The organism is Chthoniobacterales bacterium (assembly GCA_035274845.1).
Classification (GTDB): domain Bacteria; phylum Verrucomicrobiota; class Verrucomicrobiia; order Chthoniobacterales; family UBA10450; genus AV80.
The window spans coordinates 154,054-176,367 of record DATENU010000010.1; the positions used below are offsets into that span (position 1 = coordinate 154,054).

Annotated in this window: 14 protein-coding genes; 13 read left to right on the forward strand and 1 reads right to left on the reverse strand. The window is 60.9% G+C overall.

The window, feature by feature from the left end; genetic code table 11:
- Nucleotides 1-87: 87 nt before the first annotated feature.
- The 5 genes from VJU77_06010 (at nucleotide 88) to VJU77_06030 (ending at nucleotide 3,944) form a co-directional block, all read left to right on the forward strand.
- Entirely contained in the window at nucleotides 88-1,920 is a 1,833-nt protein-coding gene (locus tag VJU77_06010) for a HAMP domain-containing sensor histidine kinase (GenBank protein HKP02904.1), read from the forward strand.
- Nucleotides 1,917-2,609 carry a response regulator transcription factor gene (locus VJU77_06015; protein ID HKP02905.1) on the forward strand — a complete coding sequence of 231 codons (693 nt, stop codon included), beginning with the start codon at nucleotides 1,917-1,919 and terminating at the stop codon, nucleotides 2,607-2,609. The genes VJU77_06010 and VJU77_06015 overlap by 4 nt, the downstream gene beginning before the upstream one ends.
- A gap of 84 nt (nucleotides 2,610-2,693) precedes the next feature.
- Nucleotides 2,694-3,389 carry a hypothetical protein gene (locus tag VJU77_06020; protein HKP02906.1) on the forward strand — a complete coding sequence of 232 codons (696 nt, stop codon included), beginning with the start codon at nucleotides 2,694-2,696 and terminating at the stop codon, nucleotides 3,387-3,389.
- On the forward strand, nucleotides 3,386-3,769 hold the full coding sequence (locus VJU77_06025) for a hypothetical protein (GenBank protein HKP02907.1): 384 nt from the start codon (nucleotides 3,386-3,388) through the stop codon (nucleotides 3,767-3,769). Before VJU77_06020 ends, VJU77_06025 begins: the two co-directional genes overlap by 4 nt.
- 34 nt (nucleotides 3,770-3,803) lie before the next feature.
- The gene (locus tag VJU77_06030) at nucleotides 3,804-3,944 is read left to right on the forward strand and encodes a hypothetical protein (GenBank protein ID HKP02908.1); all 141 of its coding nucleotides are present in this window, start codon (nucleotides 3,804-3,806) and stop codon (nucleotides 3,942-3,944) included.
- Here the strand turns inward: VJU77_06030 and VJU77_06035 are convergent.
- Nucleotides 3,941-5,110: a hypothetical protein gene (locus tag VJU77_06035; protein HKP02909.1), complete on the reverse strand. Its 1,170-nt coding sequence runs from the start codon at nucleotides 5,108-5,110 to the stop codon at nucleotides 3,941-3,943. The two genes, VJU77_06030 and VJU77_06035, sit on opposite strands and share 4 nt — an antisense overlap.
- Before the next feature lie 312 nt (nucleotides 5,111-5,422).
- On the opposite strand from VJU77_06035, the gene VJU77_06040 reads away from it, so the two are divergent.
- From VJU77_06040 to VJU77_06075, 8 genes are all read left to right on the forward strand, one after another.
- Nucleotides 5,423-6,418, forward strand: coding sequence for a DUF4097 family beta strand repeat-containing protein (locus tag VJU77_06040; protein ID HKP02910.1), 996 nt, complete (start codon nucleotides 5,423-5,425; stop codon nucleotides 6,416-6,418).
- An 11-nt stretch (nucleotides 6,419-6,429) separates the two neighbouring features.
- Nucleotides 6,430-8,847, forward strand: a complete 2,418-nt coding sequence (locus tag VJU77_06045; protein ID HKP02911.1) for an ABC transporter permease — start codon at nucleotides 6,430-6,432, stop codon at nucleotides 8,845-8,847.
- A gap of 89 nt (nucleotides 8,848-8,936) precedes the next feature.
- Nucleotides 8,937-11,342, forward strand: coding sequence for an ABC transporter permease (locus VJU77_06050; protein HKP02912.1), 2,406 nt, complete (start codon nucleotides 8,937-8,939; stop codon nucleotides 11,340-11,342).
- 5 nt (nucleotides 11,343-11,347) lie between these two features.
- On the forward strand, nucleotides 11,348-12,472 hold the full coding sequence (locus VJU77_06055; GenBank protein HKP02913.1) for a membrane dipeptidase: 1,125 nt from the start codon (nucleotides 11,348-11,350) through the stop codon (nucleotides 12,470-12,472).
- A gap of 41 nt (nucleotides 12,473-12,513) precedes the next feature.
- Nucleotides 12,514-14,937 (forward strand): ABC transporter permease, encoded by a 2,424-nt coding sequence (locus tag VJU77_06060; GenBank protein ID HKP02914.1) that lies wholly within the window; start codon nucleotides 12,514-12,516, stop codon nucleotides 14,935-14,937.
- Nucleotides 14,938-14,939: 2 nt separating this feature from the next.
- Complete coding sequence (locus VJU77_06065; GenBank protein ID HKP02915.1) at nucleotides 14,940-17,354, forward strand: ABC transporter permease; 2,415 nt, start codon at nucleotides 14,940-14,942, stop codon at nucleotides 17,352-17,354.
- A 22-nt stretch (nucleotides 17,355-17,376) separates the two neighbouring features.
- Complete coding sequence (locus VJU77_06070; protein ID HKP02916.1) at nucleotides 17,377-19,848, forward strand: ABC transporter permease; 2,472 nt, start codon at nucleotides 17,377-17,379, stop codon at nucleotides 19,846-19,848.
- A gap of 22 nt (nucleotides 19,849-19,870) precedes the next feature.
- Complete coding sequence (locus VJU77_06075; GenBank protein ID HKP02917.1) at nucleotides 19,871-22,294, forward strand: ABC transporter permease; 2,424 nt, start codon at nucleotides 19,871-19,873, stop codon at nucleotides 22,292-22,294.
- Nucleotides 22,295-22,314: the final 20 nt, after the last annotated feature.

A 22,314-nucleotide genomic window follows, 5' to 3' on the forward strand; every position in this document is an offset into this window, starting at 1 on the left:
GCCTTCCCTCGGCGGGTCCGCGGGGTGGGCGGCGGCCTGCAGGCGGCTGTGCAGCGGACCAGAACATGATAGCCTGCGCTTCGCCTCGTGAAACGAAGCATCTGGATATTTCTCCTCGCCATCGTCCTGCCGAGTATCGCGCTCGGCTGGCTGGCGTTGCGGAGTGCGAACCAGCAGCAGATCATCCTGGAACGCCGCACCGCGCAGCTTTATCAAAAGGAGACCGATGCCGTCGCAACCGCGGCGCGGGGCTTGATCGACGAGGAGCGACGCGCATTTTCCGAGCGCGTGCGCCAGTTGCTCGCGACAGCATCGGCTCCAGAGCTGGCTCGTAATTTCGCAGGGAAGTTCAAAGGCGTCTGGCCTCGCGCGGCGATCGGGTTTGCGCTGAGTGCGGATGGAGATCTCATCTCACCTTCCGCAGACGAAGCGAGCGGTGACGCTGAGCGTCAGAAATTCCTCCTTAACAATAGTGCGTTCCTCTCGGGGAGAGTGCCCGGGACGGTTTACTCCGTGCCCGAAGAACTAAACCCGCTGGATCAGAGGCGAAAAATCAAAACCGAAGCCGACAAGCTCGCCGCCGCAAGGGAGCTAGCCGCGCAAAAATCAGCGGCGACCCAACGGCAAACCACGGTCTCTCCTCCGGCCGCACCAGCACCGACCATGAAGGATGAAAATAAGCTGGCCCTAAGGCGGAACGTCGCGCCGCAACAGGTGCTCAAGGAAGATTTGCCGGCAGTGTCGCAGCTTGTCCCGGCGACAGCGGACTTCAAGGCTCTCACCTCCGATCGGCCCGAGGGCGTCGTCACGCGTTTCATGCAGGACCGGCTCGAGATTCTCTTTTGGCTGCGACCGCCCGAAGCGCCCGGGATGGTTTTCGGCTGTCTCGTCGGGGCCGAGGCCTTGAACGATATCTGGCGGGATGCGTTGCCCGATAATCCCGCGCCCGATTATGTCCTCGCGCTCCTGAACGACAAAACCCGCCCGGTCGCCACCCAGCCGGCCAACGTGACGGGACGCGATTGGCGCCGCCCGTTTGTCGCTTCCGAAATAGGCGAGGCGCTGCCGCACTGGGAAGCGGCGCTCTATCTTGTGCGCCCGGAACAATTGCAGGAAAACGCCCGCCGGGTTCGGCGCAATCTCCTGCTTCTGGTGGCGGCGGCCCTGGCGGCCATCGGCTTTGGCGGCTGGGCCGTCTTCGCGGACGCGCGGCGACAACTTGCGCTCGCCCAAAAGAAAACCGATTTCGTTTCCAATGTCTCGCATGAGCTCAAGACCCCGCTGACGTCGATCCGGATGTTTGCCGAAATGATGCAAAGCGGGAACGCCTCCGCGGAAAAACGTCCCCAGTATCTCAGGATCATTGTGGCCGAAGCCGAACGGCTCACCCGTTTGATTAACAACGTGCTCGATTTCGCGCGCCTCGAGCGAAAGCAGAAGCGTTACGATTTTCGTCCGCTCGATTTGCACGCCGTCCTGGTCCGAACCTGGGAGGGACAGGAACTCCATCTGCGCGAGCAGGGATTCACCACGCGATGGCAGGCCGCGCCACCCCCTTATCCCGTTCGCGGCGATGAGGACGCGCTTGCCCAGATTCTCGTAAACCTCCTGTCGAACGCAGAGAAATACAGCGGCGAACAGAAAGAGGTCGAGGTCCACAGTTACCTGGCGCAGAATTCCGTTCACGTGAGTGTGCTCGATCGTGGTTCCGGCGTTCCTCCTGGCGAAGAAACGAAAATCTTCGAGGCGTTTTATCGGGCGCACGATTCGCTCGCGAGCGGGATCCAGGGTTCCGGCCTTGGCCTGACGCTCGCCCAGCGGCTGGCGAAGGAACACGGCGGCGAGATCACCTACCAGGCGCGGGAGGGCGGCGGGAGTAACGTCACTCTGCGTCTTCCCTTGAACACGGAGGAAACATGAAAAAGCGAGTGCTCGTGGTTGAGGATGATGCCCACATTCGGCTCGGGCTTTGCGATGCCCTGCGCGCGGAAGGGTACGACGTCACGGAGTGCGGCGACGGCGCGCAGGCCGGCCCATTGATCAAACAAACCAAACCCGACCTGATCATTCTCGACATCATGTTGCCGGGGAAAAGCGGGTTCGAATTGTGCCGCGAAATTAGGACCGCGAAGGACCGTGTCCCGATCCTGATGCTCTCGGCCAAGGGCCAGGAGATCGACAAGGTGGTCGGCCTGGAGCTGGGCGCGGACGATTACGTGACCAAACCGTTCAGCCTCCGCGAGCTGCTGGCGCGGGTGCAGGCGCTCCTCCGCCGGGCCCAGGCCGGAGGAGCGGCGAGCGAACTGCCCATGGAGATTGCATTCGGCAAGGTGCGGATCGATTGCAAAGCTTTGCGTGGGAAACGGGGGAAACAGTCGATCGAGCTGACTCCGCGCGAACTCAAAGTGCTGTCGGTGCTTTATCGCGAACGTGGAAACGCGGTTTCGCGCGAAGCGCTTCTAAACGAAGTCTGGGGCGTCGATTACTTCGGCACAACGCGCACCCTGGATCAATTAATCGCGAAGCTCCGGCAAAAAATCGAAGACGTCCCCGGCGAGCCGCGTCATCTGATGACGGTGCACACGCTCGGATATCGCTTGGAAGTTTGAGTGCCCGAGTCCGCCTTGGTTAGCGGAATTCCGCACCCAAGACAAGCATTGCGATCTGGCCCGGGACCGGCTTCATTAGCGCTGGTGCAGGCGAGTAACTCCAACCTCCTTAACGCCGGCCTCTACACGGTCCCAGAGGCGGCGCGCCTGACCAGGATCAGCACCGGAAAAATCCGACGATGGTTGAAGGGCTACGATTTCAAAAGCGGCGAGCGCGTGCATCATTCCGAGGCGGTCTGGCAGGGCGAACTCAGACCGATCGAGAATAAGTTGGCCCTCAGCTTTCGCGACCTCCTTGAGCTCCGCTTTGTCGATGCATTCATTCGCGCGGGCGTGAGCTGGCGAACGATGCGCCGCGCCCACGGGAAAGCGCAGAATCAATTGCGCACCACCCATCCGTTTTGCTCCAATCGCATTTTTACGGATGGCAGAAGTATTCTCCTGCGACAGGGCGAGGAGGATTGTGACGAAGCTCTCGTTGACTTGGTAAACGATCAGGTCGAATTCGCCCGGATTGTGGCGCCGTTTCAGAAAGAACTCGAGTTCACCGGAGCGGACGTCGTCTGGTGGCCGCTGGGAAAAGATCGGCAAATCGTCATCGATCCAAGGCGTAATTTCGGGCAACCGACTGTGATGAAGTCCGGCGTGCCAACGGCAATATTGGCCCGAAGCGCAAAGGCGAATTCCTCCCAGGCAATCGTTGCGCGTTGGTATGAAGTCCATCCCAACGAAGTCCGCGACGCGGTGGAGTTCGAAGAATCGCTCGCAAAAGCGGCGTGAGATTCTTTTTCGACAACAATCTTTCCACCAAACTCGCCAGGAGCGTGCACGTGCTCATCGCGCCTGAGCATCAAATCGTCCATTTGAAGGACAGATTTGCTGCGAATACGCCGGATGAAACCTGGATGAGCGCTTTGGCCGGGGAGCCTGATTGGACCATTGTCTCGGCCGATCTCCGAATCCGGAAGAATCCCCATGAGGTGGAAGCATGGAAAGCCGCCGGCCATACTACTTTTTTCCTGAAGGACAGATGGATTGAGATGGATTTCTGGACCCAGGCTTGGAAGCTCGTGAAATGCTTCCCTGATCTCATGGCGCAGGCGAAAGCAGCGAAACCGGGCAAAGTATTTGTTGTGACGGTAAACGGAAAGATCAGCTAACCACTTCCTACTCGGCGCCAACCGTCAGCTTTCGATGAAGCATCTCGACGCCTATTTGGATGAGCTTGAGCATCGGTTTAACAATCGAGAGAACAAATTCCTGTTCCGCGATACGCTCCTGAAATTAGTGAAGGCTGAGAAGTTGCCATACGCGGAATTAACGAAGGCCGCTTAACCTTGATCTTCATCTTCAAGCCGCTTTGCTATTGCCCTAGCAATCTTCACCTTAGAAAACAGCTCTTCCACTCTAGGGTATGTTTCGGGCGGCTTGCCTAATTCATAAGGCAGCATTTCTCCGACCCCGATATGTCGGTTGTGATAATCGTCCTTTAACTGCTTCAATTCTCTAATCGACGCGCACGTTTCGGCAACCGATATAAGGCGCTGACCCCAATTGGTAATTGTTTCCTGCGAAAGCGACGCAGTGCTGTATTCAAAGCTCTGTAACATTTCCTCGCCTTCGGTTATCAGTTTTCTCAATTTATTGTACGCCAGGTTTACCGAGCGGATTCCATGGTGTCCTATGCCGTGGTTTCTAAGGACGATTCCCATCACCATCATGGGACTTGGAATCGGAGTTGTTGGCGTTGCCCTACCGCGTTCTTTAGGCCATTGCTCGGCCAGAAGTAGATAATCCCCACTCATAACCAATTGCAGGCTTCGGTGAGTCGCCGCTTTGACAAAATCGAGCCATTCACCTTGAGAAACGTGATTATCCAGCCCGTAAAAGGGGTGCTGGTAGCCATGTCCCACTAAAATCTCGCAGACCGCCTTTACCGCTTCATCGTCGTCTAATTGGTCAGCACCAGCCTGACAGATTGCGTTGAAAGACCAAAGCTCCTTGGCTCCGGTACCGTCGTCTCTGAGTAATTTTGCTGCCTCTCTAGCGCAGTCGTCGATTTTCTTGAGCCGGGAGTGGGAGGATGCCGAGTGTCCAATTGCAGACTGCCAGGGACCAGGGGCGTCAAGTATGCTGGGCGTTGCAACAGGATCAGACAACGCTTCTCTGTTCGCGGCCATTAGTTCTTTTCGACGTTCTTCGGTCAGAACAGGGAAGTTGTCCGGATGCGCGCGGAGAGCCGCATAGCCAATCCAAATGGCTCCCGCCAAGAATAAAATTATCTGCAAGACCGGTGATTGCATCACATCAACAACAAATTTCCAGACCGGACCCATTTTGCTCACCTTTGCGAAGATGGAGGCGACGCTGTCGAACTTGTCGCTAAGATAAAATATTGCGAGAAAGGCAAAGACAATCCGTCCCCCGCGAGTGCGCTTAATAAATATAGGCGAAAGGGCGTCTTTGATGTGAGCCCATATCTCCCAGAGAATTTTCGACATATCTCTATCCCAATCCTTTCACTATTAGGGAATAGATGTGAACAACTATCACCGATGAGAATCGTCTCATTCGTGCGGGTTGGGTCAAAGGGATAATCATGGCAAAGAAAGCGTTTCGAAAATGGGACGGTGAAATCCCGACGACGGGAAAAAAGAGCGCCGAGTTACGCAGCTCGATAATCCATAAACCGCTGTCCGATAGGTAGAAAGAACTTACGTTTAGGGCGTGGCATAGGGCATGCAAAGGGGGTTCGGTTGAAGTCCGAATTCCGATGTGAATCGCCGATTTCTCAACTCAACCACACTAGCCCTATGATCATTCGCATCCTGTTCCTGCTCGTTCTCGGCGCCACCGCCGTCTTCGCCTCGTCGGAAGAAAATGTCAGCCAATCGCTCGATGGCGCGCCCGGGGGCCGACTTATTGTCGATGTCGATTTCGGAACCATCGATGTTGCCGCCGGCGCGGACGACAAAATAACCGTGGCCGCCCATCGGAAGATCGATTCCGACAACGAAGCGCAGGAAAAGGAATATCTCGCCTCCGCTCCGGTGACGGTGAGCAAAGAAGGCAACACCATCACGGTGCGGGCCCGCCGGCAGGGTAAGGACAAGAACCTAAACTGGTCGGGGCGCTGCAGTATGGACGCGCGTTACACCGTTCGGGTGCCGAAAAGTTTTAACTCAGAACTGCGCACCGGCGGCGGAACGATCATGGTGGCCGAAATCGCCGGCACCATGAGCGCCGACACGAGCGGCGGGAAACTGAAGTTCACCCACCTGAAAGGCCCGACCGGCGCGACGACGAGCGGCGGCAGCATCGAGCTGAACGGATGCGATGGCCCTCTTAAAGTGGACACCAGCGGCGGCCGGATCGAAGCGGTCGAGGGGAGCGGTTCCCTCGAGGCGCGGACCTCCGGCGGATCCATCGTGGTCCGGAATTTCGCCGGCGACGCGAAGGTGGAAACGAGCGGCGGCCGGCTCGCCTTCGAAAACATCAACGGCAAAATCTTTGGGCGCACCTCCGGCGGATCGATTAGCGCAAAATTGAAGTCGCCTGTGCCCGGTGACGTGAACCTGGAAACCTCGGCGGGCAGCATCGACGTCATGGTTCCTCTCGATGCCGGTCTCGATGTGGAAGCGGAAACAAGCTCGGGGCGCGTGACCAGCGACCTGCCCTTTACCGGCACCCGGACGGATCGCGATTCCATGAAAGGAAAAATAAACGGTGGAGGGAAATCGCTGGTGCTCCGTTCGGGCGCGGGCAGCATCTCGATAAAACCTTCTTCATCCGAAGTCGCGGCGAAATAGACGGAGGCGCCATGAACGACCTCCGCTTCGCGCTTCGCCAGCTCCGGAAGACGCCGGGGTTCACTTTCATCGCGGTCCTCACCCTGGCGCTCGGCATCGGGGCGAACACCGCGATCTTTAGTGTCATTTACGCGGTCCTGCTCCAGCCGCTTCCGTATCCGCAGGGCGATCGCATCGTCATCCTGACGGAGACGGACCAGAACCAGCCGCAGATTTCCGTGGCGTGGCCGGATTATGTCGATTGGAAGCGGGACCAGACGGTTTTCGACTCACTGGGCGTCTCGCGACGTGAGTCCTATAATATGAGCGGGCTGGAAGGCCGCGCGCCGGAACAGGTCTCCGGTGCTCTGGTTACGGCCAGTTTTTTCAAAGTCATCGGACTCTCGCCGCAGCTCGGCCGCGTCTACACCGAGGAAGAGGATCGCGTTGGCGGACCCACCGTCTGTGTGATCAGCGACAAACTTTGGTCCCGCGTCTTCAACCGCGATCCGAACATCCTCGGCAAATCGGTCAACTTTGGTAACCAGCCCTACACGGTTATCGGCGTGATGCCGCCGCAGATGTTTTCGCCGCGAACCGTGGAAGTCTGGTTCCCGCTGACCCGCCGGACCGACCACGAGATGTGGCAAACGCGGGACAATCACCCCGGGCTGTTCGGTTGGGCGCGATTGAAGGAAGGCGTGACCGCTGAGAAAGCGCTCGCGCAGATGAAGGAATTGGCCGCGCGACTCTCCCAGCAATATCCGAAGTCGAACACGAGCGTGAGCGTAACGGTGACGCCGTTACTCGAAAACCAGGTGGGAGATTATCGCGGCAGCCTGAGCCTGTTGCTTGGCGCGGTAGCGCTGGTCCTTTTGATCGCGTGCGCCAACCTGGCGAATCTGCTCGCGGCGCGGGGCGCGGCGCGCGCGCGAGAGTTCGCAGTCCGCGCGGCGGTGGGCGCATCACGCTGGCAAATTATCCGGCAATTGTTGATCGAAAGCCTGGCGCTCGCGCTGGTCGGCGGGGGGCTGGGGTTATGTCTCGCGGCCTGGGGCCGGGATTTGTTGGTGGCGCTGGCGCCGCCGGGAGTGCCGCGCTTCCAAAACATCGCGCTCAACAGCTGGGTCCTCGTTTTCAGCCTCGCCTTGTCGTTCGTGACCAGCGTGCTCTTCGGGCTCTGGCCCGCTTTGCATACCTCCCGCGCCGACATTCAGCTCGCCCTGAAATCGGGCGGCCACGGCAGCTCGGAAACGGCCGGCGCGAAACGTTCGCGTGACCTGCTCGTCATCGCGGAAGTCGCGCTCACCCTGATTCTATTGAGCACCGCCGGCCTGGTCCTGAAGAGCTTCGCGAATGCGCGCAACGTCGGGCTCGGGTTCGATCCGCAGCTGCTTCTCTCCGCGCGAGTCGATCTGCCGGAGCCAAGTTATTCGGACGAAAACAAGGTTTGGAATTTTCAGCAGGCGCTGCTGGAGAAATTATCGGCACTCCCCGGGGTCCAAAACGCAGCCATCGCTTCGAACCCGCCGCTCATGACCGGCTGGCAAACGTCGTTCGTGCCGGAGGGAATGCAGGAACCGGAACCCGGCAAGTTCCCGTCGGCCGAAATGGCGGTGGTAACGGAAGGCTATTTCCAAACGATCAAGACGCCGCTGCTCCGCGGGCGCGCGTTCGAGGCGATGGACAAGAAAGGCTCGCCGCCGGTGATCATCGTTTCGCAGCTCTTCGTCGATCGCTATTTCCAGGGGCAGGACCCGATCGGCAAACACATCCGGATGCACACCGGGGAGAAAGGTGAGAACGAGGACCGGATGATCGTGGGGGTGGTGCCTCACCTGAAGGTTTACGGATTCGAGGAGACGGTGATCCTGCCGCAGGCGTATTTGCCGGCGAAACAGATTTCGGCGAACGGGATGGTTGTTCTCCTGCGAACGACGCTCAACCCGAAGTCGCTCGAGAAACCAGTGCGCGACATCGTGGCGTCGCTCGACGCCTCGCAGCCGGCGTTTGATTTCAAGACGATGCGGGAACGCGTCGAGGAAACGTGGGCGACGCCACGGCTGATGAGTTTTCTCCTGGCCTGCTTTGCAATTCTTGCCCTCACCCTCGCGATCGTCGGCCTCTACGGCGTGATGGCGTACAACGGTCTCCGGCGGATGCGCGAGATCGGCGTGCGGCTCGCGCTCGGAGCGATGCCCTCGCAAATCCGGATGATGATGCTGGGGCAGGGAATGCGGCTGCTCATCGTGGGTCTGGTCGTCGGCTTTGTCGGGGCGGTCGCGTTCTCGCGCGTGATTCGGAGCCTGCTCTTCGGGGTGAACGCGAACGATCCTCTGATCTACGCGGTCGTCACCTTTGTGCTGATCGTAGCCGCCATCGTCGCCTGCTGGCTGCCGGCCCGCCGGGCCTCCCGCGTTAATCCAATCGTCACTCTGCGCGCTGAATAAACAAAAACGGGAAGCGGTGACGAGTGACATGTGACCAGTGATGTGATGAACGGCGATCGAAAATCGAAATTCGAAAATCGGAAATTTTCATGAATCTCCGCTACGCCGTTCGTCAGCTTCGGAAATCGCCGGGATTTACCCTGGTCGCGGTGCTCACCCTCGCGCTCGGCATCGGCGCCAACACCGCCATCTTCACGGTCGTCAACGCGGTCCTGCTTTCGCCCCTGCCGTATCCGGACGCCGACCGGCTGGTGACGGTCACTTCGCGCAATCCCCAGGAAAATCTGAAAGGCATCGGGTTCGCTCCTGCCGGCTTCCGCGACGTCGAAAAGCAGGCGACCTCGTTCGAAGCCCTCGGCGGGTCCCGTTACAACTACGATAACCTGACCGGGATCGAAAAACCGACGTCCCTCAGCAGCGGACTGGTCACGCAGGATTACTTCAAGGCACTTGGCGAAAAGGCGCTGATTGGCCGGACCTTCACGAGCGAAGACGCAGCCGGCGGCGCAAAATCGACGGTCGTCCTGAGCTACGACCTCTGGCAGAAACAATTCGGCGGCCGGCGCGAAGTCGTCGGTCAGTCGGTTACCCTCAACGATGTGCCGACCGAGGTAATCGGCGTCATGCCGCGTACCTTCAAGGACCCGTTCGGGGTCGCCTCGCTCTGGCGGATTTTTCCCAATGAAGGCGGGGAGAACGCGGTCGCGAACGCGCGTTTCTGGTGGGTGATGGGAAAATTGAAGCCGGGAATTTCCAACACGACCGCCCAGGCAGAGATGTCGACGATCGCCGCGCGCCTGGCCCAGAACGATCCGAAATTCTACAAAGGCTGGGATTTCGCGATCAGCCCGCTGCGCGATGACGTCATCGGCAGTTATCGGGAAGGTTTGCTGCTGGTGGTGGGTGCGTCCTTGCTCGTTCTTCTCATTACCTGCGCGAATGTCGCCGGGCTTCAGTTCGTCCGCGCGTCCACGCGGCAGCGGGAAGTCGCCATTCGCCTCGCGCTCGGGGCAAGCCGGTCCGCGATCGCGCGGGGTCACCTGCTTGAGTCGCTTCTGCTCGTGACGATGGGGGGAATCGGCGGCGTCCTCGTCGGGAGTTGGGGATTGGATCTGCTGCTGGCCTCGCTCTCCCGCGATTGGATTCCCCGCGGCGACGAGATCGCCCTGAACACGACCGTGCTCGCGGTTACCGGTTTGACGGCGCTGATCACCGGCATCGCTTTCGGTCTGTTTCCGGCGCTCTCCGCAACGCGTGTCGAAGCGATCGATTCTTTGCGCGAAGGCAGCAAAGGATCCTCCGGTTTGCAGTCGGTTCGGCTCCGCGGCGCGCTTGTCGTCGGACAGATCGCGCTGACTCTGGTCCTGCTCGTTTGCGCGGGGCTCGTCTGGAAAAGTTTCGGCGCCATTGTTCGGGTCAATCCCGGCATCCAGATCGAGAACACGCTCAGCATGGTGCTGACGCTTTCGCCGACTCGTTACGATACCGGCCCGAAGCGGACCGATTACTATCACCAGGTCCTCGAACGGATCGGCGCGGTGCCGGGAGTAGAATCGGTCGGATTGACCCAGACGATGCCGTTCACGTGGGGAATCCCGGCGACTTTCTCGATCTCCGGGGTGCCGGACGACAGCGCGAAACTGCCGCCCGCGTTCTACGACTCTGTGAGCACGTCCTATTTCGCGACGATGCACATTCCACTGATCGCGGGACGCTTGTTCACCGAACAGGACAACGACAACGCGCCGAAAGTTATCGTTCTGAGTCACTCGACGGCCCGGAAATTTTTCCCGAACGAGGATCCCATCGGAAAACGGTTGATCCTGCCGCCGAGCCGGCAGCAACCGAATCCGACCGCGCTCGAAGTGATCGGCGTGGTCGGCGACGTCCCGCGGAATGGTTTGAACGCGGTCACGCCTTATCAAGCTTATGCGACCCTGAACCAGCGGGGCATTCCGTTCGCCACCCTGCTGGTTCGGTCGCCGCTTCCAGTTGAGACGCTCTCCCAAACGATCCAGCGCACGATTTGGGAATTCAATCCCGAGCAAACGATCTCGAACGTGGCGCCAGTGAAGTCGCTCGTGAAATCGAGCCTCACTCAGCCGCAACTTTATCTCACGCTCTTCAGCCTCTTCGCGGTCCTGGCGTTGCTGCTCGCGGCTATTGGCCTTTACGGCCTCATCGCCTACAGCGTCGCGCAACGCACCCGCGAGTTCGGCATTCGCTACGCGCTGGGCGCGCAGGTGCGCGACGTTTTGCGGCTCGTGCTCGGGCAGGGCGCGCGTCTGACCGCTCTCGGGCTCGTGATCGGTTTGCTCGCGGCCGCCGCGGTCGCGCGTTTGATGGAAACGCTCCTCTTTCGAACGAAAGCCTACGATCCGATTGTTTTCGCCGGCGTGGCTGTCGTTCTCGCCCTTATTGGCCTGCTCGCCGCGCTCCTCCCGGCGCTCCGCGCCACCAAGGCGGACCCGGTGGCGGCCCTCCGGGCCGAATGAACGCCATGGTGACACGTCGTGAATTTACGAGGTCTTTGGGCGGCGCCGCAGCCATCGCTGCGCTCACGCCCATTTTGACCTGGGCGGCGGACGACGCGAAAATATCGGCGGAGGCCGCGAAGATTTATCGCGATTCCTTCATTCTCGACGGGAACGCGCTGGCCTCGATCGGCTGGCTGCTCACCCGGCCGAACCAGGAGGAGATCACGAAGGGAATCCGCGACTCCGGGATTACCGCGGTCAAGGCGACGCTCGGCGGCGCCATGGGCGATTTCGCCAGCACCGTGGCCGATATCGCCAAGGCGGACCAGCTCATGGAGAAGCGGCCCGAGCTCTTTCTCAAAGTGCGCATCGCCGCCGATTTCGATCGGGCGCGTTCCGAGAAAAAACTCGGCGTCATCTATTCGTTCGAATCCGCCGCCATGCTCGAGGACAAGATCGAGCGGATCGAAACTTTTCGCGGACTCGGCGTGCGAGTGATGCAGCTCAATTACAATCGGCGCACGCCGTTTGGAGTCGGTTGCCTCGACGGCGAGACGGATGGGCTGACCGACCTCGGCCGGCAGGCGATCGCGAAGATGAATGAGCTTGGCGTCGCGCTGGACCTAAGCCATTCCAACACCCAAACGACGGCCGACGGCATCGCCGCTTCGAGCAAGCCGCCGCTGATCACCCACGCCGGTTGCCGCGCCATTTATCAGCATCCGCGAAACAAGGAGGACCGGGAGCTCAAGGCGCTCGCGGACAAGGGAGGCGTCGTGGGCATTTACATGCTGCCCTACATCACGGCTTCGCCGAAGCAGCCCATGCGCGACGATTACCTCCAACACCTGGAGCACGCCCTCAAGGTTTGCGGCGAGGACCATGTCGGGATCGGAAGTGACGTTTCCTTCTTCGAAGTCGGCGAGAGCGACCTGGCGGAGATGAAGAAGGACACCGAAAAGCGGAAGGCGGATGGGATCGCCGCTCCGGGCGAAGATCGGCCGACCTACATCCCGGACCTCAACACGCCGCGGAAAATGGAGCTGATTGCCGACGCGCTCCTGAAACGCGGCCACAAGACCGCGGCCGTAGAAAAAATTCTCGGCGCCAATTTCAAACGAGCTTTTGGGGACATATGGACCACCTGATCTGCCAATCGAAATTCGAAAATTGAAAATCGAAAATTAATATGCACGACCTTCGCTTCGCCTTCCGCCAACTCCGGAAATCGCCCGGCTTCACCATCATCGCGGTGCTCACCCTTGCGCTCGGCATCGGTGCGAACTCCGCCATCTTCAGCGTGGTTAACCACGTTCTGCTTCGGCCGCTGCCGTATCCACAACCGGAGCGGCTCGTTTATCTGAACGAAGTGATCAACGGCACCGACACGTCGATCGCGCTGCCGGATTACGTCGACTGGCGTAACGACAGCAAGTCATTTGAGCATCTCGCGATGAGCCGGTTGGAGTCGCGCAACATCGGCGGCCTTGCCGGCGGGCAACCGGAGCGAATCTCCGTCGCGTACGTGACCGCCAATTTTTTCAGCGTAATCGGTCTGCAGCCGCAGCTCGGCCGGACCTTTACCGAAGATGAAGACAAGCCCGGTGCACCGCCGCTCGCGATTATCAGCGATCGGATCTGGGACCGCGTCTTTCATCGCGACCCGAAAATCGTTGGGCAGCCGATGGAATTTCACGGCACCCCGGTCACGGTCATTGGCGTTATGCCGCGCGAGATGGATTCGCCGCACGGTGTTGACGCGTGGTTCGCGGTGATGCGCCGCGCGGCGAATCCCGGGTGGCAGAACCGGGCCAATCACCCAATGTTCTTCGGCTGGGGCCGGCTCAAGCAGGGCGTGACAGTCGAACAGGCGCGGAGCGAGATAAAAGCAATCTCCGCCCGTCTCGAAAAAGTTTATCCGGCCACCAACACCGGTGTGGGAGCAAACGTCCGTCCGCTCCTCGACAATCTTCTCGGCAATTACCGAACGAGCCTCGCCCTGCTTTTGGGCGCGGTTGCGGTGGTTTTGCTCATCGCCTGCGCGAACTTAGCGAATCTCCTGGCCGTGCGTGGGGCCGCACGCGCCCGGGAGTTTGCGGTTCGCGCAGCGATGGGTGCCGGGCGCGGCCAGATCGTGCGCCAGCTATTGCTCGAGAGCTTTGTCATTTCCACAATCGGCGGCGCGCTCGGATTGATCTTCGCCACCTGGGGACGAGACGCTCTCGTCGCTTTCGCTCCGGCTGGCGCGCCGCGCTTCGAAGGGATCGGATTCGACTGGCGGGTGTTGGCGTTCACTTTTCTCCTGGCGACATTAACCACGATTTTGTTCGGACTCTGGCCCGCCTGGCAGGCGGCGCGGACCGACATCAACACCGCGCTCCAAGCCGGCTCGCATGGAAGCTCGGAAACGAAATCTGCGCGCCGGAGCCGCGACTGGCTCGTGGTCGTCGAGGTGGCGTTGACGTTGTTGCTCCTGACCGCGGCTGGCCTTGTCCTCAAGAGCTTTGCGAAAATGCAGTCGACGCGGCTCGGCTTCGATCCGCAGGACATGCTCACGGTTCGAATCGAAATGCCGTTCACAAAATATACGGAGCTGCAGCCGATCTTAAATTTCACGAACAGTTTGCTCGGCGAAGTCCGCAAGCTGCCGGGAGTGCAAAGGGCGGCCCTCTCTGCAAACCCGCCGATGCTCAGCGGTTGGCAGCTCAGTTTCATGCCGGAAGGCGCACCGCCGACCGATCCCAGCCAGCAACCGTCGGCCGATTATGAAGTCGTGCAGGGCGATTATTTCGCCACCCTCAAAATAAACCTGATTCGCGGACGAACCTTCGACGAACGCGATCGCGTCGATTCGCCGCCGGTTGTCATTATCGACCAGTTACTGGCCGACACGACATTCAAGGGCCAGGATCCGATCGGGAAGCGGCTGATGGTTGATACGGAATCGGATGTGGTCGAAGGCGGTCAGCGGCTTTACGAGATCGTCGGCGTTGTGCCACATCTGAAGATGCGCGGCTACGACGACGCAATGCCGACCCCGGCGTTTTTCTTTCCGGAAACACAGATTGGCCGCACGAATCTTACTCTGCTCGTCCGGGGCTCCGGCAACGTGAAGCGCCTCGAGAAACCGATTCGCGATATCGTCGCCCGGCTCGATCCAACTCAGCCAGTCTTCGATGTCCGTTCGATGGAAGAACGCGTGGCCGAAACATGGGCGACGCAACGGCTGCTCTCGTTCCTGCTCACGATCTTCGCGGGGCTTGCGTTACTCCTCGCTGCCGTCGGGTTGTATGGGGTGCTGGCTTACAGCGCGACGCGGAGACTGCGAGAAATCGCGGTGCGGCTCGCGCTTGGAGCGCGCCCCGCGCACATCCGTGGGTTAGTCATGGGCCACGGGCTGCGGCTGTTTGGCATCGGCATCGTCGTTGGCGCCCTCGCTGTCCTTGCGTCCGCCAGCGTCATTCGCAGCTTTCTCTTCGGCGTTTCGCCGCTGGATGCGCAGACCTACCTGATGGTCGGCCTGATCCTTTCCGTCGTCACCATCCTGGCCGCGTGGCTCCCCGCCCGCCGCGCCTGCCGGGTCAACCCCATTGTCGCTCTTCGAGCGGAATAATTATGACCACCCTGATTTACGATCTTCGCTACGGCGTCCGGATGCTGCTGAAAAATCCGGGCTTCACTTTGGCCGCGCTCATTACTCTTGCGCTCGGCATCGCCAGCTCGACTGCCATCTTCAGTGTGATCGACGGCGTGCTTCTCCATCCGTTGCCGTATCCCGATTCGGAAAAAATCCTGGTCCTCGATCCAACCCAGCGCAGCACCGGCACGCCGGGCGGCGCGTTTGCGCCGGCCAATTACATCGATTACGCCGCGCAGAATGACGTGTTCACCCAGGTCTCGGCTTCGCGTGGCGAGCAATTCAGCCTGAGCGATGGCGACCGGCCGGAACGCGTGCGCGGCACGATGGCGACGTCGAACCTCTTCCCGCTCTTCGGCGTTTCGCCGATCCTCGGCCGCACCCTGCTGCCGTCGGATGAACAGCCGGGACACAGCCACGTCGTCGTCCTCAGCTCGGAACTTTGGGCGCGGCGTTACGGCTCCGATCGCAACATCATTGGCCGTGAAATCTCGCTCAACGACGAGCCGCACACGGTCGTCGGCATCATGCCGCCGAATTATCTGCCGGACGGCTACGGCGAACTCTGGGTGCCATCCGCCTTCGGCATCCCGACAAATTCTCTCCGCCCGAATGTCGACCCGCGCCCGATCCGCGGCAGCAATTACCTCGACGTCTTCGCGCGCTTGAAGCCCGGCGTCACCCTCGAGAAAGCGCGCGCCGAGATGGACGCGATCAGCCGCCGGCTCGAGCAGCAATACCAAAACGACAACCAGGATGTCGGCATTCGCGTCACGCCGTTGCACGAGGATGTCGTCGGCGGAATTCGTCCCGTGCTCCTCCTTCTCTTCGCGGCGGTCGGCTTCCTCCTTTTCATCGGCTGCGCGAATGTCGCGAACCTTTTGCTGGCGCGCGCCGCCACCCGCTCGCGCGAGATCTCCATCCGGGCCGCGATGGGAGCCAGCCGGTCGCGCCTGATCCGGCAATTGCTCACCGAGAGCGTGCTCCTCGCGGTCATCGGGGGAGCGATCGGCGCGGTGCTCGCCGCGTGGGCGATCCCGTTGCTGATGGCGATGGCGCCGCCGGCATTGCGCAATTTCAAGGAGATCGGTCTCAATGGCCCGGTCCTGGCCTTCAGTCTGGTGGTGTCGGTTGTGACCGGCATCCTGTTCGGGCTCGCCCCTGCGATCACCTCCGCTTCGGGCAACCCGGCCGAGTCCTTGAAACAGGGTGAGCGCGGCAGCACGGCCGGCGGAAGCAGACGGCGCGCGTTCCTCATTGCGACGGAAGTGGGCCTGTCGCTCGTTCTCCTGATCGGCGCCGGGCTCATGATCAAGAGCTTCGCCAACCTGACGAAGGTCGCGCCCGGATTTGATCCCGACCGTCTCCTGGTCTTCACGATCGGCGCCTCGGCGAAGGCGAATGACGATCAACAGGTCCAATTTTATCAGCAGATTCTGCAACAGACCGCGACCGTTCCAGGGGTCGAGCACGTCGCCGCCGTGAGCCGGCTTCCATTCTCGGGCGGAAACAGTTCCCGCACTTTCAACCGGCCCGGCAGCACAAAACAGGACAACGCCGACATCCGGGTAGCGACGGCGGATTATTTCCAGACCATGGGCATGCCCCTCGTCCGCGGCCGCAATTTCAACGAGCACGACACGAAGGACTCGACCCGCGTCGCGATCATCAACGAACAATGCGCCAAGGACGTTTTCCCCGGCGAAGATCCGATCGGCCAATACGTCGAGAACTACGGGCCGAAAAACGAAAAGCTTCAGGTCGTGGGCGTGGTGGGCAATGTCCGCCATCTTGCCCTCGAAACCGCGCCTCGGCCTGAACTTTACCAGCCGCTCGGCCAGGGATTATGGCCCTCCGTTTTCATCGCCGTCCGGACCACGCCGGAAAATTCGCTGACGCTCCTGCCGGCCGTGCAGCAGGCGGTCTGGAGCGTGAACAAGTCGGTGCCGCTCGGTAATCCGCGGACGATGAACGACATCATCGCGCGAACGTTGCTCCAGAAAAAATTCACGATGATGTTGCTCAGCATTTTCGCGGGAGCAGCGCTGATCCTGGCCGCGGTCGGTTTGTATGGCGTGATTTCGTATTCGGTCGCTCAACGGACGCGAGAGCTTGGAATCCGGATCGCGCTCGGCGCGCAACGGAGCGATGTCCTGCGGTTGATCCTGCGCCAGGGCATGACGCTGGTGGCCGCCGGCGTCATCTTCGGAGTCGCGGCCTCGCTTGGCCTGACGAGACTCATCGCCTCATTGCTCTACGGAATTAGCGCGAGCGATCCGATTACGTTTGTCCTTCTCTCGCTCGCCCTGACCCTGGTCGCCTTTGTGGCCTGCTGGTTGCCCGCCCGCCGGGCCAGCGCCGTCGATCCCATCGTCGCCCTCCACGCCGAATGAAAGGGGAAGTGACATGTGACGAGTGACAAGTGACGAGATGATGAACGACTTACGATTTGCTTTCCGCCAGCTTTGGAAATCGCCGGGCTTCGCCATTGTGGCGATCGCCACGCTCGCGCTCGGCATCGGCGCGAACACCGCCATCTTTTCGGTAATCGAAAGCGCGCTCCTGCGTCCCTTGCCTTTTCCGAATGCAGACCGGCTCGTCCGCGTCTACGAAACGTTCGACGAGAACGGGGCGCGAAGTAATGCGCTGAACCTGGCCGAGAAAACCGTGCAGCAATGGCGCGAATACGGCCGCGATATCTTTGAGGGAATCGGTGTCGCCACCGGCGCCAGCGTGACTGTCTCGAATGCCGGGGAGCCTACCCAAAGTTTCCCGGCGGCCCGGATCAGCTCGAACTTCCTGACGGTCCTCGGTTTCCAGCCCGCTCGCGGACGCAATTTCACTGAGGCCGAAGATCAGCCGGGCGGTCCGCGCCTTGTCATCGTCGGTTACGATTTCTGGCAACGGAATCTTGGCGGGCGCGAAGATGTTATCGGACTGAAGCTCAAGCTCGACGACGCGCCTTACACAGTCGTCGGCGTGATGCCGAAGACCTTCCGCCATCCGTACCGCGCCCAATTCTGGCTCCCGATTGGGTTGAGCTTTGCGGCCAATTCGCAATCGAACCACTATCTCTATGGCGTCGCCCGCTTGCGTCCGGGAATTTCGCTCGAGCAGGCGGATGCGGCCGGCCGTCGCATGTGCGCCGCAATCAACCAGGCCGCGCCCGACAAGAACAACGCCTTGCGCGCTTACCTGATCCCGCTGCGCGACAGCTTTGTCATGAACCTGCGTCCGAAGCTTCTTTTGATCGCGGGCGCCGGACTCTGCGCGTTGCTCGTGGCCGCGGCGAACTTCGCCGGATTAATGCTCGCCCGGGTGGTTGAACGGGACGGCGAGATGGCGTTGCGCTCCGCGATCGGAGCGACGCGCGGCCGGCTTATTCGCCAGGGTGTGATGCAGGCGCTGGTACTGGCCGCTTTCGGTACGCTTGTTGGATTACTTATCGCCGGTTGGCTCACGCCTGCACTCGTCGCCCTTAGCCCTGAGGGCACGGACGCCACCGGCAGCGCGATCCGCGAATTTGATTACGGGGTGCGGCTCGATTGGCCGGTCTTCGCTTTCGCAACCGGCGCGATGTTCCTGATTGGCGTCGGCTTTGGGTTGCTGCCGGCGTGGCGCGCCTCGCGCGCGGATTTGCGAAGCGCGCTCGGCGGCATCGGCCGCGGCGCGACCCTCGATCGCGGGACCAAACGATTGCTCGGCGGACTCATCGTGCTCGAAATCGCGATCGCCGCCGTGTTGCTCATGGGCAGCCTGAGCTTGACGCAATATTTCCGCAAAGTTGTCCACGAACCGTGGGGCTTCGCCACCGATCGTCGCATTGTCTTCAACTCGATGCTGTCGGAACGGCTTTTTGACTCCGCCGACTCCCGCATGCGGACGATCGAGAAGACCGTCGCCGAATTACGAAATCTCCCGGGCGTTCGATCGGCAGCGGTGACGGCGCCTTCCCCGATGGAAGCGGCCCGCGATTTGATGAGCTGTGTTCCGGAAGGAAGTCAGCCGCCGGAGCCGCGCGGGATTTACCTCGCCTACATGCGCGGAGCCGGCCCCGGGTATTTCTCGACGGTGGGACAACGGCTGGTGCGCGGCCGCGAATTCGCCGAGACCGACACCGCGGACGCGCCGCAGGTGTGCATCGTGAACGAAGCGTTCGCGCGCCGTTTTTGGCCCGGCCAGGATCCCCTGGGAAAACGGGTCAAGCATGGACGGCTCGATAATCCAAGGCCGTGGTACACGGTCGTCGGCGTCGTTGCCGACACAAAAGCCATCGTCGATCCGCATGATGGGGAAGTGGTCGGGACCGTGGCGATCCCGTTGTCCCGCTGGCTGACGATCGGCGGCGACGAAATGACTTACGTCGTCGAAAGCGCCGGCGAACCGAAGGCCTTGGAAGGCTCTTTGCGGACTGCGCTAACCCGCGCCGACCCACGCCTCGCGGCCTACGCCATGATTTCCCTCGAAGCCGCGGCGGCGGAGACATGGGTCACGGAGCGATTTCTTTTCGTTCTCGTCGCGCTTTTCGGCGTCCTGGGATTACTGCTCGCTTGTATTGGGGTTTACGGTTTGCTCGCTCTGCAAGTGGCGCGGCGGACACGCGAGTTCGGCGTTCGGTTCGCTTTGGGAGCAACCACGTCCGCCATCATTCGTTTGGTCGCGAGTCAGGGCGCACGGCTTCTCGCCATTGGATTTGTTGCTGGCGGTATCGCGGCCTGGGCCACGTCTCGCGTCGCGCAACATGAATGGCCCGAGATTCCATCAGCCAACTTTCTGATCTGGCTCGGCGCCGCGGCTGTTCTCTCCGCCGGCGTCGCCCTCGCCTCCTGGCTTCCCGCGCGCCGCGCCTCTCGAGTCGACCCCGTCATCGCTCTTCGCGCCGAATGAATTCCGCCAATCGAAAATACCCATGAACGACCTACGCTTTGCTTTCCGACAGCTTTTGAAATCGCCGGGCTTTACGTTCGTGGCTGTTCTGACGCTCGCGCTCGGGATCGGAGTGAACAGCGCGATTTTCACGGTTGTTAACGCGGTCTTTCTGGAACGTTTGCCCTATCGGGACGCCAACCGCATCGCAGTCATCTGGGAGACAAACGTGAAACGCCCGGGCGTCTCGAATGTCGTCGGGCCGGCGAATTTCATTCGTTGGAAGGAACGCGCCACTTCGTTCGAAAGCATGGCGGCTTACGCGGAGACACGCGCGAACCTGACCGACGGGAGCAACCCGGAGGAACTGATCGCGCAAAACGTCACCGCGGAATATTTCTCCGTGATCGGCGTTGGCCCGATTCTCGGACGCGCTTTCACGGCAGAGGAAAGCGCAGACCCGAAAGCGTCGGTCGTCATCCTGAGTTACGAACTTTGGCAGCGGCGTTTCGCGTCCGACCAATCGATCATCGGGCGCATCATTCAGTTGCAGGGAAAACCGCAAACAGTGATCGGCGTGATGCCGCCTGCGGTGCGTCTCTATTTGAAGGCCGGTTCGCTCGTGAATAAGCCGGTCGACTTTTGGTGGCCCTACGTTCTCGGACCGGAGGCCCGCCAGGCGCAAGGCCGTTACCTTACCGTCATCGGCCGGCTGAAGCCCGGCGTAACCGTCGAGAGCGCGCGCAACGAAATGCGTTCGATCTACTCCAGCGTCACCCAGGAATTGCCCGAGTTCGACACGGGTTGGAGCACGAAAGTGGTGCCGCTTCGCCAGGAATTATCAGGAGAAATCCGTCCGGCCCTGCTGGTTTTGTCCGGCGCCGTCGCGTTCGTGCTTCTTATCGCCTGCGCGAACGTGGCCAACCTTCTTCTCGCGCGCGGCGCCGCTCGCAAACACGAGCTCGCGGTTCGATCCGCCCTCGGCGCGACCCGCGGGCAGATCGTCAAACAACTGCTGACGGAAAGTTTGTTGCTCGGAATTTTCGGGGGACTCGTCAGCTTGCTGGTCGCGCAATGGAGCCTTGCCCTGCTCGAAACCCTGAGCCCGATCGATCTCACGGCAATCGGTCATCTCTCGCTCAGCTACCCGGTCCTCGCGTTTACGGGCGCGATCTCCATTGCGACCGCGGTGGGCTGCGGCTTCGCCTCGGCGCTGGAAGGATCGCGCGCCGATGTTCAGCAGGCCCTTACCCAGGGCGGACGCCAGATCGGCGGCGGCTTGCGCCATCGACAATTGCGCCACGCTTTTGTGATCGCCGAGATCGCGCTCGCGGTCGTGCTGTTGATCGGCGCCGGTCTCATGCTCCGCAGTTTCGCCTCGATGCGCCAGGTCGATCCCGGTTTCGATCCGGCCAACGTCCTCACCATGCGGATGCAATTGCCCCGCGCGAAATATCCGGATGACGGCGCGCGGATCCGCTTCTTTCGCGAGCTGACTGCGCGCGTCGCCACTCTTCCCGGAGTGCAATCCGTGGGCGCGATCAGCTATCTCCCGATGGCTGGTCTCGGCGCCGGGACGGATTTCACGATTGAAGGCGAACCGCCGCCCGCTCCGGGCCAGGGCAAAACAATCGACGTCACGGTTTGCGACAACGGTTTCTTTCGCACTCTCAAGATTCCACTCATCCGCGGCCGCTTTTTTACCGAGGAGGAAATGCAGGAGAAACGCGACGTCGTCATCGTGAATGACGCGTTCGCCCAACAATATTTCGGAAACCAGGACCCGATCGGGAAACGCGTCACGATCAACATGCTGGAGAAGAACGTGCCGACGGAAATCATCGGCGTGGTCGGCAACACCCACGCGGTTGATCTCGCTTCGTCGGCAAAACCGTTCGGTTATTGGCCCCATCCACAGCTCGCTTACAGCCTGATGACACTGACTGTCCGCACAGCGGGCAATCCGCTCGGGCTTGCTCAACCAGTCGAAGCGCAGGTCCATGCCATGGACAAAGACCAGCCGGTTTCTGAAGTGCGGACGATGGAGCAGTGGGTCGCGAAATCGATGGCGCAGATTCGCTTTAGCTCGTCTCTGCTGATGGCGTTTGCCGGGCTCGCGCTCCTCCTGGCGGCGGTTGGAATTTATGGCGTGATGTCGTATGCGGTCAGCCAGCGAACGTCCGAGATCGGCGTCCGCCTCGCCGTGGGCGCCGAAGGAAAAGACATCCTGCGAATGATCGTCTGGGACGGCACGCGGCTCGCCGCGATTGGCCTCACCATCGGCTTGATCCTCGCCGTCGCCCTGAGCCGCACCATCAACAGCCTGCTCTTCCAAACCGCTTCCGCCGATCCGCTCACTTTCGCCGCGGTCGTGACGGTCCTGGGCGCATTCGCGCTCCTGGCCAGCTATCTCCCAGCCCGCCGCGCCGCCCGCGTCGACCCGCTCCTCGCTCTCCGCGCCCAATGAACTTCTCCAATCGAAAATCG

Bases quoted from the DNA above. Each gene is read 5' to 3' on its own strand.
- VJU77_06015 (HKP02905.1), top strand. From the start codon at position 1,917: ATGAAAAAGCGAGTGCTCGTGGTTGAGGATGATGCCCACATTCGGCTC.
- VJU77_06030 (HKP02908.1), top strand. From the start codon at position 3,804: ATGAAGCATCTCGACGCCTATTTGGATGAGCTTGAGCATCGGTTTAAC.
- VJU77_06035 (HKP02909.1), bottom strand. From the start codon at position 5,110: ATGTCGAAAATTCTCTGGGAGATATGGGCTCACATCAAAGACGCCCTT.
- VJU77_06040 (HKP02910.1), top strand. From the start codon at position 5,423: ATGATCATTCGCATCCTGTTCCTGCTCGTTCTCGGCGCCACCGCCGTC.
- VJU77_06045 (HKP02911.1), top strand. From the start codon at position 6,430: ATGAACGACCTCCGCTTCGCGCTTCGCCAGCTCCGGAAGACGCCGGGG.
- VJU77_06050 (HKP02912.1), top strand. From the start codon at position 8,937: ATGAATCTCCGCTACGCCGTTCGTCAGCTTCGGAAATCGCCGGGATTT.
- VJU77_06055 (HKP02913.1), top strand. From the start codon at position 11,348: ATGGTGACACGTCGTGAATTTACGAGGTCTTTGGGCGGCGCCGCAGCC.
- VJU77_06060 (HKP02914.1), top strand. From the start codon at position 12,514: ATGCACGACCTTCGCTTCGCCTTCCGCCAACTCCGGAAATCGCCCGGC.
- VJU77_06065 (HKP02915.1), top strand. From the start codon at position 14,940: ATGACCACCCTGATTTACGATCTTCGCTACGGCGTCCGGATGCTGCTG.
- VJU77_06075 (HKP02917.1), top strand. From the start codon at position 19,871: ATGAACGACCTACGCTTTGCTTTCCGACAGCTTTTGAAATCGCCGGGC.